This window comes from Arcicella sp. BE140 (assembly GCF_031456255.1).
GTDB classification, from domain to species: Bacteria; Bacteroidota; Bacteroidia; order Cytophagales; family Spirosomataceae; genus Arcicella; species Arcicella aquatica.
Map to the genome: position 1 here is coordinate 394,189 of NZ_JAVDUE010000001.1, position 13,590 is coordinate 407,778.

Below are 13,590 nucleotides of genomic sequence, written 5' to 3' on the forward strand. Positions count from 1 at the left end.
ACAATAAGCATCACTTTATTTAATCTTACTAGCAGAATAGAATCAATTCTGGTAATTATAAAATCTTAAATTTGAATAGCATGAAGCTCAAAGGTTTCCTTTCAAGAATTAAATATGTGACAGCATTATTGTTCACCATAACAGCTGTCCATTCTATTCAGGCACAGCAAGAGGTTCAATACTCACAATATATGTTCAATATGTTGCCAATAAATCCTGCTTATGCAGGAAGCCGTGATGTATTGAGTGCCACTGTAGTACATAGACAACAATGGATAAATATTACGGGAGCACCTACTACGCAATCATTTTCAGTTGATAGTCCGATAAATGGAGAGAAAGTAGGAGTAGGTTTTCAAGCCTACAATGATAACATCGGGGACTTTAGGAATGTGGGTTTATACGGTTCTTATGCCTATAGAATAAAAGTAACGCAAAGAGCAACCTTAGCCATGGGACTTCAAGCTGGCGCAACGAGTATTTCTGGAAACCTAACACAAACATTATTAACTCAAACAGGTGACCAAGCTTTTACTTATTCTTTCAATAAATGGTTACCTAATTTTGGAGCGGGCATTTATCTAAGTGATGACAGGGGTTATATAGGGTTTTCGTGTCCGAGTTTAATGCGAAATAGATTGATAGATGCTGAAGCAGGTAAATCTGGAGATTCAGTAACAAGGCAAGAACGCCACTATTTTTTGATGATGGGGTATGTTTTCCCATTAGGTCGTTCATTTACGTTAAAACCATCAGTTTTATCTAAAATGACGCGTGATGTGGCTTCATTTGATTTAAATGTAAACCTATGGTTTAATGATAGATTTGCTCTTGGTTGTTCATGGAGGACTAATAATTTGAAATTTTCGTCTCCTTTTACTAATCAATATGGTGATGCAGTGATAGGAATGCTAGAGGTTCAAGCTACTGATCAAATTCGTTTTGGATATGCTTATGATTATGCAATAAATGGGTTGAAAAATATACAAAAAGGTTCTCATGAATTTATGCTTCGTTATGAATTTGGGTATCGTAAAACGAAGATACTTACGCCACGATACTTTTAATCAAGCAATATACGAGCATTATATCTAAGCAATATGCTTAGATAAGAACCAAAATTGTAAAGAAACCTCCTAGTAATACTATAGATAGTAAAATATTTAAAACGATGATTAATTTGAATAAAATTATACTCTGTTTGTGTCTGATGTTGTTTGCAACAGTTGGGGCTATTGCGCAAACTTTAAAGGATGCCGAATATCAATTCAAACAGATGAGTTACCTAAATGCCTCTGAAATGTTTGAACAGGTATTAAAAGGTAAGCTATCTGATATAGACCGTCAAGCTGCTTTAATTAAATTGGCTTATTCATACAGACAAATGCGTGATTCACAAAACGCTGAAAGAATTTATCGTGAGCTAGTTTCAAAAGGTGGGGCATTCACAGGAGCAGACTCTAAAGTATATTTATACTATGCACAAGCGTTGGCATCAAACGGTAAGTATAAAGAAGCTCAGGAGGTTTATGAGCAGTATGCTAAAATTGAAATAGCTGATACAAGGAGCGGAGGATTTCAAAGGTTATATAAAAATGTAGATGTTTTAAATAAAAATGCTAGTTGCTATAAAATAGACTATTTATCATTGAATACCGATCACGCTGATTTTAGTCCGATGTATTATAAAAATGGCTTGGTTTTTAACTCAAGTAGGGTAAATGAAATAGGCCTAAAAAGAATATTTAGTTGGGATAATTCACATTTTTTGGATATGTATTATCTCAGTGATATCAATCAATTAACGACGACAACACCAGCAGGTTTGGGAAGTTCGGCGGATGATAAATTGAAAATTAAGAAAAGAGGGACAGGAGTAGGCGAGGATGAATATACTCCTCCAACAGCCAATGATAGTAAAACGATAGGTACTTATAGTGGTTCTAATATTTATAGAAACTTTGTAGAAACTCCTGGTGTAAAAACAGAAAGTTTTAGTAAAAGCCTTAACACAAAATACCATGAAGGCCCAATGACTTTTACGAGCGATGGGAAGAAAGTGATTTTTACGAGGAATAATTACAACAATGGTAAATACAAGACGTCTAGTGATAAAATCAACAAATTAAAAATATATACGGCTGATTTAAAAAATAATGAATGGCAAAATGTTAAAGAAGTCCCTTTTGATAACAACGATTATTCTACAGGTCACCCGGCTTTAACCAAAGATGATAAATTAATGTATTTTGTATCAGATATGCCTGGGGGGTATGGTGGTACAGACATTTATGTGTGCGAATATCAAGATGGAAAATTTGGGAAACCCATCAATATGGGACCAATTATTAATACTGTAGGGAATGAAATGTTTCCCTTTGCAGATGAAAGAGGAAATTTATACTTTGCTTCAGACGGTCATCCCGGTCTTGGTGATTTAGATATTTTTTATGTAAAATTATCAGGCATGAGTGCAGTGAGCAACGTGTCTAATATGGGAATGCCCATTAATTCAAGTAAAGATGATTTTGGATTGATTACTGACGGTGAACGTAAAACAGGCTTTTTTTGTTCAAATCGTAAACGTGGAGGAACAGATGATGATATTTATCGTTTTACGCGTGAATGTGATGAAAAACCAGAATGTCAGGAGCTTCAAGTAATTGTATATGATGCAGATTCAAAAATGCCTTTGGATAATTCAGATGTTGAAGTTTTGAGTGATGGTAAATCTGTGATGAAAAAAACAGATTCAAACGGAGGCTTTAAAATTTGTATAGACTTGAACAAAGAATATAAGTTTAATGCCAGCAGAGATAATTATTTGCCTAATTCAGTTTCTTTTTTAACTCTTGAAAGTAATTTATTAAAAGCATTAGACATTCCTTTGATGAGAGTAGGAATTGATGATACCTCAAATGTTGCTAAAGCTATAAATACCTCACCATGTGCGACAACGAAAATTATAAAAGGTAGAGTAACTGCAAGCAAAAATAAAGCCTCATTAGGCGGTGTTAAAGTAACGTTGACCAATGAATGTGACCAAACTGTTCAAACAGTTATTACAGGTCCGAATGGGCTTTACCAATTTGAGATTTGTGAAGGATGTGAATATACTATTGATGCTGCCAAAGACCATTTTGCGAGCAAGGGAAATAAAATAGAAAAAGTGGGTGTGAATGATCCAGCAGAAATCAATAGTAATTTAACGATGTTTGAAGAAGGTGATGTGATAGCGTTAGATAATATTTATTACAACTATACGAAGTATGATATTCGTCCTGATGCAGCTGTAGAGTTGAATAAATTATTGAGATTGATGCGACGTTATCCAAATATGAGAATCGAAGTGCGTTCGCATACCGATAGTAGAGCTACGACAGCATTTAACCAAAAACTTTCAGAAAATCGTTCAGCTTCTGTTGTTCAGTATTTAGTTAAAAGGGGTATCGCAGCTGACAGATTTGAAACTTCTGGTTATGGCGAAACACAATTATTGAATGAATGTGCTGATGGTATAGAATGTACAGAAGAACAACATCAGATAAACAGACGTTCAGAATTTAAGATTATAAAATTAGAATAAAGAGATAAGATAAATGCAAAAAAGCCTATCCAGACATTGTTCAGGATAGGCTTTTTACATTTTAAATAAGATGATACCTTTAGGCTATACGAATGGGCAAAGAAAGGTTCACTTCAAAAATACTATTAGTACATTTTACTTCTAATTGTCCACCTATTGTTTTTACCCATTCATTTACGATGTATAAGCCCAGACCCGTACCATTCATGTCTTTGGTAACATGGGCTTGATAGAAAGGTTTTATCGCTTGAGTATCCATTTGATAGCTTCCTAAAAAATGGTTTTTAAGCGTCAATGTTAAGAATGAGCTATTTGAAAGTATTTCAGAATAAATTCTATAATCTACGTTGGCAAATTGAATAATATTTTGATAAAGTTCGGATAAAATATCTTCCACAAAAATGCTGTCATAGCCCTTAAGGGGCAAAGCATTATGATGTGTAATTAGATGAAATTCAGAGGATTTGCTTTTTTTGAGTTGATGGAATAATTTGTTTTCTAGTTGTATAACATCTACTTCTTCTTTCGAGGCATTTTTCCAAGGATTTATGCCACAGATAAGTTGGTTATACCAAAGTAACTTACGTGTAATACGTAGCATCCTTTTGCCAGAAAGCCTGATGCCGTCAATTAGAATTTGAAGTTCATTAATATCCAGAAAACTAGAGTTTTCTATGCTTTCTGACATTAAATCTGTAAAGTTTACAATGCCATTTAAGGGCGTAAGGTATTCATGATTAGAGATACTCAAAAAAATATCCGTAGCATTTTTGCGAATTTCAACATCAGCAGAAGCTTTTTTGAGAGAACTAATTCTTAACCTAGAATTGATAGTTTCAATTAAATCTTTGGTGGTAAAAGGTTTAGTAATGAAATCATCAGCGCCTAAATTCATTCCTTTTCGTTTGTCAGATAAATCTGCTCTAGCTGATAAAAAAATAAATGGAAGATTGACTAATCCTTTTTCATAGCGAATAATTCTTAAAATCTCATACCCATCCATCTCGCCAAGCATAATATCACAAATAACAATATCTGGTTTAAAGGCTTCAATTAATTGGATACCTGTTTCCCCATCTTCAGCAACAAAGCAGCTAAATCCGCTAATTTCTAAAATTGTTTTTGTATTATCAGCCAACAAAAAATCATCCTCTATTAATACAATTTTAATCATAATTGTTTTTGAATAAGATATTATCACTTCATATATTTAAAATGTAGGTTATTTAATATATAAATCACCTATTTTATATTGAAGAACATCTATAATAATTAAAGAGGGGTACTGAAATTTTGTGTAGCAAGAAGGAGAGCTTCTTGTAATCTATTTTTACTAACTGGTTTTTCAAGGTAAGCTGCCGTTTTCAACGTTATTCCTGCTAATTCACATAGTTCTTCAAAACTACTTTGGCTAGCCGCTGATACGATAATAAGCTCTATTTGTTTATCCAAAAATTCTTCAGGATATGATTCTAAATGAAACATAAATTCATATCCATCCATTACTGGCATATTCAAATCTAATAATATAATCAACTGCTTCTCAGTTGAGTTTTTTATCCACTCCAAGGCCTCCTGTCCATCAGTAGTTTCGCTGTAAGGTATATTAAATGATTGTAATGAACGAGCTAGCAATATTCTATTTAGATGCTCATCATCTACAATTAATGTCTTAGGAATTTTATTCATTTTTTTACAAAATTTTATTAATATAGGTCAAATTCTCTTTAAAATAATATCTAACATCAAAGAGATTGAGTTATTAATGCTCTACATGAGTTTACAGTTAAAGAAACTCAAAATTATCGAATTATTGACTCATGAAAGTTTGGGTATTTCACAAGTTCATTTTAATAAGTTTAATAATGGAATTGTTTCAAATCAATAGATAATACTCAGTATAAAGATACTTCTATCAAAATTGAATAATTTATAATATTATATAAAAGGACTACACAACTTATTTTAAGCAAAATTAAGAAATGGTCTTTTTGCTAAATTACTTATTTATTAATTAATAACAAAAAGAATAACTCCTCTTTTTAGCAAGAAGTATTCTTTTTTATATACTAATAATAGACACAATTTAATTATAAATAACCGAAATAAAGGATAAATGTAGAGCCTTCATTTTCTTTGCTAACAAAGCTGAGCTTTCCTCCGTTTATCTTGACTAAATTTTTTGCAATTACTAAGCCTAAACCTGTTCCTTCTATTCTTCCTACGTTATTTGCCCTGTAAAAAGAATTAAATACATTGTTTTTTACCTCAGATGGGATACCTATTCCAAAATCTTGAATACTTATCTGAAAAGAATCTTCATTAAAGATTAAAGAAAGAATTGGGTTAGGTTTATTTCGTGAATACTTGAAGGCATTGGATAATAAATTATCCAATATTAAAGTAAGATGAAGGGGGTCTATTTGTGCAGTACGAGGCGACCCTGTTACGTTAAAATCTATAAATCTTCCATCTTTTTGTAAAACATTTTGAGCCTCTGTGCTTGTTTTAACTAATTCAAGAATATTTACATCTTCTTTATTACAACTCAAATTGTTGGATTCTATTTTTCCAACAATCAAAATTTCATTCATCAAATTGGTGATTCTATCAATCTGACTACTGATAATATTTACATGTTTTGCAATATGTGGATTCTGTTCTTTATCAATCAATTGGATGATTTCAGTACTTGAACGAATGGTAGAAAGAGGTGTTCTAAACTCATGAGATGCTACGTTGACAAAAAGCGTTTTCAAATCATTCAATTCTTTTTCTTTTTGTAATGATGCCATCAACACCTCTTCAGTGCGTTTTCTATCATTTATTTCTCTGGAAGAGGTAATAATTCGATGAGTAAGGTCATAATCATCAAAAAATACTTTTGAATTCGTTTCTAGCCACACATAATTCCCATTGGCTTTTTTGAAGCGGTAACTTGTATATGACGACGTAGTTTCGCCAAATGGCAACTGTTCTTTGTCAATAATCTCTAAATCGTCAGGATGATAATAATCAGATAGTTTTTTCCCAATTAAATCTTGGGGTTCATAGCCAGCAATTTGTTTGATGGAAGGCGACAGATACAATAAACTACCTTCTAAATCATGAATACAAACTAAGTCTTTTACATTATTTGAGAGTAATTCGTAAATATGGGCGTTTTCCTTTTGTCTAGTAATATCTCTTAATGTTCCTGTAGCTCCAATTACAAATCCTTTTGGATCTGAAATAAATGTAACAGAAGCTTTAATCCATTTTATTTCTCCAGTTTTTGTAATGAATCTGGCAAGGTGTTTACTTGTAGGTTTTTTTTCACGGATTAATGCATCAAACAATTGTTCTTTTTGGGCAGCATCTTCTGGATGCATAAAATCGTAAAATGGTCTACCTAATGATTCCTCTATGCTATAGTTTAAGATTTTTGTCCAAGAATCATTCAAGAATGTCCACTGCCAATGCTGGTCAGTTTTAAATACAATGTCACTAATGAGATTAATTACTTCGTGATATTGACTTTCTGAATATAGTACGTTTTCAGTAACGAAAGGAATCGTATTGGGAAGTACATGAAACTGTACCAAAATCATAGAAACAATACCGTTTTCATCCATAAGTGGAGTAAACTTTTGCTTTATTGTATTTGGTTCAAGCTCAAAAGATTCTCCCTCAAATGTTCTTTTATAGTGTTCTACAGTTGAAAGAAAAAATGGATGTTCAGATGTAGTTACTTTACTGATTTCATGTAATTGTGGTAACTCATCAAAACTAAATTTATAAGAATCTACGAAAGACTTATTAAAATAAACAAAACGGTATTCTCTATCTAAAATATAAACATTGCCTTCTAATGAATTCAATATTACTTCCGATAAATAATTAATCGAGGAAGATCTCATCTGCTAATGGCGGTTTTAAATTTTTAATATGATGATAACTTACTACTCAATTGAACGGGTCTATATAATTTAAATAAAGATAAAACAAAATATTTATTCATATTAATGAAAAAATAAATATTGTAAAATCTATAGAAAAAATTAGAATAAGTATATTAATTTATTTTATAATTTTTTAAAATGGCGGTTTGTTTTACTGTTTGTTAGTCATTAAAAACTATTTTTAAAATTGCGAAATTATAAAAATAATGATAGAACCCTTCTGTATGACAACTGGAATTATACTTATTTTAGTATAATTTTTTTTTGTGTAATAACCTATGAATATATATAGGGTTTAGATAATTAGCATTTGAAATTTGAGGGTAGAAATAGACTGGCTGTATTGAAGAATTGCGAATTCAAAAATTACTTACTGCACTGAAATTACCTCGTTGTTATTTTTTAGTAAAATAAAGGATTTTTTCTTATAAAGGCATCGTTTTCGAAAGATACTCTATATTCGGATATAAAATGATTACTTTTTAGATAATAATCTGTAGAAATTATCTGAGCACCCGAAAGTTTGGCCGCTTCAAATTGAGAAAAATCGTTTTTACGCGCTTGAATAGTTTCAGCATCCGCACGCGTTCTGACGATATATCCGCTTTCTACATATTGTTTTATTAATGCTTGATTCTTTTTGGGGTCATTTAAAATTAATATAGCAGCCTCGGGGGTGTTGGGTAGTGCATTAACAAACATTATTCTGCCTTTTAAGGAAGGATGGTGCTCAATGAACATATTTCTTTTTGCTCCTTCTTCGTCTAAAACAAAAATAAATTTGCCCCGAGCATTTTTTAGTTTAGGCCAGTTTGATTTTAATACGGCGTTTTCTAAAGTTGAGTAATTGCCTTGGATATCAGCTGGTTTGATTAACTTTTCTTCACCCAAATAATGTTTGATGTCACCTTCCAGCGCATCAAAAGTTTTAGGAATGAATTTTTCAGGTATGGTAAATCCCGGCTTTTTTATCTCATCATCTTTGGCATTCATCGTGATGAAAATAGGCTCATGCTTAGGATTTTTCTTAGACCATTCTTTTAATTCAATCAGATAATCTTTGAAAAGAGGATGGTGACTTCTGAAGTCAATATCTTGTACATGAAATACTTTGAAGCCGGGTAATTGCATTTTTTTTTCAGTATCAAAAGGAGGTTGATTTTTTACTAATTTCAAGCCGAAAGGTTCAGCATATTTTCCGCCTAAAGTATCTGAATAAACATCGATTTCTAAATTTCTTAAACCTAAGTCGAGCTGAGTTGTAATAGGAGGGTGGCTATATTCCAAGCCAGATAAATCGGGTTTGTTATTCTTACTAATTAATTTAAAGAGAGTGGAATCAATGGCTACTTTATAACTATTGTGTGAGCCAATTACTTGAATTTTATTAATGGTTAGCTGGTCTAAGTTTTTAGTCGAAATAGAAAAGCCAAATGCTACTATTACAGCTACAATCAAAAAAAGTTTCATACGTATTTATACTTTAAAGAGAATATTTTGGGCTTTTGGGGAAATGTAAGTGGGTGAAATTACTTAATAAAAACACATGTTCTGTTATGAACTATGCTAATTAACTTAATGATATTTATTCTGTAATATTTTAATAATTATTAACTCATACTAAATTAGACTATTTTATTTTACTGCTTTATTTTGACGATAATGTATGGACGCAGCATATTCGAGTCTCCATAAAATTGATTATCATATAATATGCCAAAAACAACTTTACGACAAAATTTATCAAAATCAAGAGGCTCTTGATTTATATTGAAACATAAATCATGCTTACTTTGCATTAATAAAAGTATTAATCAGTGTTGATACTTTTAAATAACTATTAATTTAAAAATTATAAGCAATGACTTCATTAGAAATCGTAAAACAATATTACGCATATTTTAATCAAAAAGATTGGGCTGGAATGCTGGCACTTTTACATCCAGACGTTCGCCATGAACCCAACCAAGGCGAGCCAAGAATTGGGATTGAACTGTTTACAGAATTTATGAAACACATGGATGAATCTTACGAGGAAACATTGACTGACATGGTGTTTTTTGAGGAACCTAATAACGAACGGGTAGCGGTTGAATTTGTGGTAAATGGAATTTACAAAAAAGGAGAAGAAGGCTTTCCAGAAGCACACAATCAATCATATATTTTACCAGCGGCGGCATTTTTAGGAATAACAGATGGAAAAATAAGTAGAGTAACTACCTATTATAACCTCCCTTTATGGATTAAATTGGTTTCAGAATAAGCAACTATTCTATGCAGACGATCTCATATATTACCAAAAAAGGCCAAGAAATTAGCACTGTTTTTGAAGATTTAGCACAATTAAGAATCACTGTTTTTCATGATTTCCCTTACCTTTATCAAGGTACGGTAGCCTATGAAATGGAATATCTGAAAATATATTCAGAAGCAGAGAGGGCTTTTGTGTTTGCTGTTTATGACGGCAGTAAAATGGTAGGAGCTACTACGTGTATTCCATTAGCTGACGAGAGCCCAGAAGTACGATTGCCTTTTGAAAAAGCTGGTTTTGATATTGATACCATCTTTTATTTTGGAGAAAGTACTCTTTTAAAAGATTATAGAGGACTAGGATTAGGACATCGTTTTTTTCATGAACGAGAAACTTATGCTAGAAGTTTTGGTACTTACAAAACTACTTGCTTTTGTGCCGTAGACCGTGGTGAAAATCATCCTTTACAACCTAAGGATTATCGTTCAAATGATGCTTTTTGGATGAAAAGAGGCTATCGTAAAGAAACTTCTTTGCAAAGTACTTTTGAATGGCCAGATATTAATGAAAGTATATCAACGCCCAAAACGATGATTTACTGGAAAAGAGATTTATAAATTAATCAATAATGAACGTAACGATTGCCTCAGCTCAATACCCAATTACTGAACATCTTACTTTTGAAGATTGGCATATACATACTGAAAACTGGGTTTTAAATGCCGTTCAACAACATGCTCAATTATTACTTTTTCCAGAATATGGTTCAATGGAATTAGTAAGTATTTTCGATAAAACAATTCAAGAAGATATTCAGCAACAAGTATTAGCATTACAAACCTTAAAAGAGGCATTTTGCAAGGTTTTTGCTGAGTTGGCTAATAAATATCAAGTAATTATTGTAGCGCCTAGTTTTCCTGTACTTGAAAACGATAAGATTTTCAATCGAGCTTTTGTTTTTTCAGCAAGAGGGTTGGTAGGTTTTCAGGATAAGTTTTTCATGACTCGTTTTGAAAATGAAGAATGGGGAATAGATGCTGCCAACCCTAAAAATCTAACCCTTTTTGAAGCGGAATGGGGGACTTTTGGTATCCAAATTTGCTATGATGTAGAGTTCGCAATAGGCTCGCAAATGTTAGCGACGGCGGGGGCATCTTTAATTTTAGCGCCAAGTTGTACAGAAACTATTCGTGGTGCTACGCGTGTACATATTGGTGCTAGGGCTAGGGCCTTAGAAAATCAGGCTTATACCGTTGTTTCCCAAACAGTTGGTAATGCTCTATGGTCGCCAGCGGTGGATATCAATTATGGTTTCGCTGGATTTTATGCAACACCAGACAAAGGTATGCCAGAAGAAGGAATCATAACTACGAAAAAGCCACAAGAAATAGGCTGGTTGGTCGAGACGTTAGATTTTTCAGCCATTGAGAAAGTAAGGAATGACGGGCAGGTATTCAACTTCAAAGACCATCAACAGCTAAAGGTTGGGTTTGAAGAAATGGACATTAACATTCTCAAAGCCCATATCTGAAAGCATAGAATGATAAATCTGACTTGATTTGAAGGAATAAATATTCACCTTCTTAAAGCTCACATCTCAAAGCTCAAGGCTATCACACATAGTTTTGAGCTTTTTTTTGTACTATTTTATGTATTTTTATTAGCCTTTTAGGATTAATCAACAATTTTAATCAATTGATTAAAATTGTTGATTAAGAGCTTGTTTTTAGTTATTTTGTTGTATACCTTTGTCTTATTAATCAATTGAATTATGAAGTGCCTAACAAAATCAGCGGAAGATAAAATTAAAGAAGCTGCTATTAAAGTTTTTTTAGAAAAAGGGTTTGATGGAACTACTACTCGAGACATAGCCAAAGAAGCCGGAGTAAACAGTGCTTTGATGAACTATTATTTCAGAAGTAAGGAAAAACTGTTTGCTAGCGTGTTTCAGGAAATGCTTCAATTGTTTTTTGATGGGATTATCGAGATATTTAATAAGCCTATTCCTTTGAAAGAAAAAATCTCGGAAATTATTGATCATGATTTCGAAATGTTTAAAAGGAATCCCGATTTATCAAATTTTGTTATTCACGAACTACATCGAAATCCTGACCGTTTTTTTAGTGCCGTCTCTTTTGATAAAATAATATTTCATTCCATTTTTGCTCAACAACTGAATGATTCTATCAAAGCCGAGGCAATTAAGAAAATAGATATTCAGCACATATTGCTTTTGATGAAATCAAATGTTCAATTTATATTCCAAGGAAAGGTAATGACCTGCAAGATTTGGAACATGAATGATGAAGAATTTGATGTATTTGCTGAAAAACATAAAGTATTAGTCAAGGAAATGATTACCCAATATTTATTTAGCTCTGAAAAATAGGGCTAATTTTTTTACCTATATTTTAATCAAATGATTAAATCATATAAATAAATCAAAAGAATAAACTAAACGATTAAATTATTCCACTCATGATACATTCAAGATGGTCTTTCGTTTTTATAATGATGTTAGTAGCATCAGTAACGAAGGCACAAGAACTTACGCTCGACCAACTAGTAGACCAAGCTTTAAAGAACAATCAGCAAGTACAATTATCGAGGTTAAACGAACAACAAACAGATGCGCAGATTAGTGAAGTAAAAGCTAAAGCAAGACCGCAAGTAAATTTGACAGGCGACTATAAACGTTATTTGAAAATCCCCGGACAAGTAGTCCCTGCTTCAACATTTGGTGGACCTGAAGGAAGCTACCAAGTGTTGGCCTTGGGCTTACCTTATAATTTATCAACATCAGTACAAGTTTCACAAGCCTTGTATAGCCCTTCCATCAACATAGGTTTAAAGGCCGCCAAGCTAAGTGTTGACTTGGCAAGTTTACAAACACTGAAAACGAAAGAAGAAGTAGCCTATAGCGTTTCTACTACTTATTATAACCTACAGACTATTGCTCAACAGATGGCTTTCTTGAAAAGCAATATTACCTCGCTCGATAGATTAATTCAGGTGACAGATTTACTATACCAAAATAAATTATCGCAAGGTATTGATGTAGATAGACTGAGAATTAGTAGAACACAGTCTCAAACACAATTGGAATCTCTTCAAGGTTCATATCAAGAATTAATCAATGCTTTGAAATATCTGACAGGGACTTCTCAATCAGAGAACCTAAGTGTAAAAATCGACATCGACCAAAATGCTGCAGTACCAACATTAATAGCCAACGATGCTATGAACAGAACGGATCTGTTGATTTTAGAACGCCAAAAAGCTTTGAATGAACAAAGTACGTTGAATACGAAAGCAGGTTTCTTGCCGACACTTTCAGCTTATGGTGTGGCTAACTCTACTTTTTTCGGAAAAGATGGCGATAATAGTGTGCTGAAAAATGTACCGGGATATTGGGTTGGCTTGCAACTAAACTGGAATATCTATGATGGCTCTGCTAGAAAATCTAAACTTGTTCAGCAAAAGATTGAGAATCAAAAAATATCTATTCAATCAGAGCAAACCAAAGAGAGTATCTCGATGGATATTGCCAATGCACGTACCAAGTTTTATGTAGAACAAAGAAATATTGTTGCTAGCAGAGAACAAGTAGCATTAGCAGAAAAGGTTTATACACAAACACAATTACAGTTTAAAGAAGGAACTACGGCGTTAACTGAAGTAATTCAAGCGGAAAATGCCGTGCAAGAAGCTCAGAATAATTACTTAACCACCCTAGTTAATCTGCGTTCTGCTGATTTGAATTGGAAAAAAGCCTCGGGTACAATTATTCCTAAACAATAATATTCATTTAT

11 protein-coding genes are annotated in these 13,590 nt (G+C 32.6%); 7 read left to right on the plus strand and 4 right to left on the minus strand.

All coding sequences use genetic code 11. From position 1 onward, the window contains the following. Window positions 1–80 precede the first annotated feature (80 nt). Both J2Y60_RS01610 and J2Y60_RS01615 read left to right on the plus strand, forming a co-directional pair. Window positions 81–1,067 (plus strand): type IX secretion system membrane protein PorP/SprF, encoded by a 987-nt coding sequence (locus J2Y60_RS01610; RefSeq protein WP_309912405.1) that lies wholly within the window; start codon window positions 81–83, stop codon window positions 1,065–1,067. A 104-nt stretch (window positions 1,068–1,171) separates the two neighbouring features. Continuing rightward, window positions 1,172–3,586: a carboxypeptidase regulatory-like domain-containing protein gene (locus tag J2Y60_RS01615; RefSeq protein ID WP_309912403.1), complete on the plus strand. Its 2,415-nt coding sequence runs from the start codon at window positions 1,172–1,174 to the stop codon at window positions 3,584–3,586. Between the two features lie 79 nt (window positions 3,587–3,665). Here the strand turns inward: J2Y60_RS01615 and J2Y60_RS01620 are convergent, their stop codons facing one another. The 4 genes from J2Y60_RS01620 to J2Y60_RS01635 all read right to left on the minus strand — a co-directional run bounded on the left by J2Y60_RS01620 (window position 3,666) and on the right by J2Y60_RS01635 (window position 8,997). After that, window positions 3,666–4,760, minus strand: a complete 1,095-nt coding sequence (locus tag J2Y60_RS01620) for a response regulator (protein WP_309912401.1) — start codon at window positions 4,758–4,760, stop codon at window positions 3,666–3,668. A 98-nt stretch (window positions 4,761–4,858) separates the two neighbouring features. Beyond that, entirely contained in the window at window positions 4,859–5,275 is a 417-nt protein-coding gene (locus J2Y60_RS01625) for a response regulator (RefSeq protein ID WP_309912399.1), read from the minus strand. A gap of 401 nt (window positions 5,276–5,676) precedes the next feature. Continuing rightward, window positions 5,677–7,485, minus strand: a complete 1,809-nt coding sequence (locus tag J2Y60_RS01630) for a PAS domain-containing sensor histidine kinase (protein WP_309912398.1) — start codon at window positions 7,483–7,485, stop codon at window positions 5,677–5,679. A gap of 444 nt (window positions 7,486–7,929) precedes the next feature. After that, entirely contained in the window at window positions 7,930–8,997 is a 1,068-nt protein-coding gene (locus J2Y60_RS01635; protein ID WP_309912395.1) for a phosphatidylinositol-specific phospholipase C1-like protein, read from the minus strand. A 391-nt stretch (window positions 8,998–9,388) separates the two neighbouring features. On the opposite strand from J2Y60_RS01635, the gene J2Y60_RS01640 reads away from it, so the two are divergent. The 5 genes from J2Y60_RS01640 (at window position 9,389) to J2Y60_RS01660 (ending at window position 13,579) form a co-directional block, all read left to right on the plus strand. After that, a complete protein-coding gene (locus J2Y60_RS01640; RefSeq protein ID WP_309912393.1) occupies window positions 9,389–9,790 on the plus strand; it encodes a nuclear transport factor 2 family protein in 402 nt (133 codons plus the stop codon). 11 nt (window positions 9,791–9,801) lie between these two features. Further along, on the plus strand, window positions 9,802–10,395 hold the full coding sequence (locus J2Y60_RS01645; protein ID WP_309912391.1) for a GNAT family N-acetyltransferase: 594 nt from the start codon (window positions 9,802–9,804) through the stop codon (window positions 10,393–10,395). Window positions 10,396–10,406: 11 nt separating this feature from the next. After that, window positions 10,407–11,309 (plus strand): carbon-nitrogen hydrolase family protein, encoded by a 903-nt coding sequence (locus tag J2Y60_RS01650; RefSeq protein ID WP_309912389.1) that lies wholly within the window; start codon window positions 10,407–10,409, stop codon window positions 11,307–11,309. Between the two features lie 240 nt (window positions 11,310–11,549). Continuing rightward, window positions 11,550–12,167, plus strand: coding sequence for a TetR/AcrR family transcriptional regulator (locus J2Y60_RS01655; protein WP_309912387.1), 618 nt, complete (start codon window positions 11,550–11,552; stop codon window positions 12,165–12,167). An 89-nt stretch (window positions 12,168–12,256) separates the two neighbouring features. Then, complete coding sequence (locus J2Y60_RS01660) at window positions 12,257–13,579, plus strand: TolC family protein (RefSeq protein ID WP_309912385.1); 1,323 nt, start codon at window positions 12,257–12,259, stop codon at window positions 13,577–13,579. Window positions 13,580–13,590: the final 11 nt, after the last annotated feature.

Coding starts and splice junctions, on each gene's coding strand:
- J2Y60_RS01615 (WP_309912403.1), top strand. CDS start 1,172: ATGATTAATTTGAATAAAATTATACTCTGTTTGTGTCTGATGTTGTTT.
- J2Y60_RS01625 (WP_309912399.1), bottom strand. CDS start 5,275: ATGAATAAAATTCCTAAGACATTAATTGTAGATGATGAGCATCTAAAT.
- J2Y60_RS01650 (WP_309912389.1), top strand. CDS start 10,407: ATGAACGTAACGATTGCCTCAGCTCAATACCCAATTACTGAACATCTT.
- J2Y60_RS01630 (WP_309912398.1), bottom strand. CDS start 7,485: ATGAGATCTTCCTCGATTAATTATTTATCGGAAGTAATATTGAATTCA.
- J2Y60_RS01635 (WP_309912395.1), bottom strand. CDS start 8,997: ATGAAACTTTTTTTGATTGTAGCTGTAATAGTAGCATTTGGCTTTTCT.
- J2Y60_RS01610 (WP_309912405.1), top strand. CDS start 81: ATGAAGCTCAAAGGTTTCCTTTCAAGAATTAAATATGTGACAGCATTA.
- J2Y60_RS01645 (WP_309912391.1), top strand. CDS start 9,802: ATGCAGACGATCTCATATATTACCAAAAAAGGCCAAGAAATTAGCACT.
- J2Y60_RS01620 (WP_309912401.1), bottom strand. CDS start 4,760: ATGATTAAAATTGTATTAATAGAGGATGATTTTTTGTTGGCTGATAAT.
- J2Y60_RS01660 (WP_309912385.1), top strand. CDS start 12,257: ATGATACATTCAAGATGGTCTTTCGTTTTTATAATGATGTTAGTAGCA.
- J2Y60_RS01655 (WP_309912387.1), top strand. CDS start 11,550: ATGAAGTGCCTAACAAAATCAGCGGAAGATAAAATTAAAGAAGCTGCT.
- J2Y60_RS01640 (WP_309912393.1), top strand. CDS start 9,389: ATGACTTCATTAGAAATCGTAAAACAATATTACGCATATTTTAATCAA.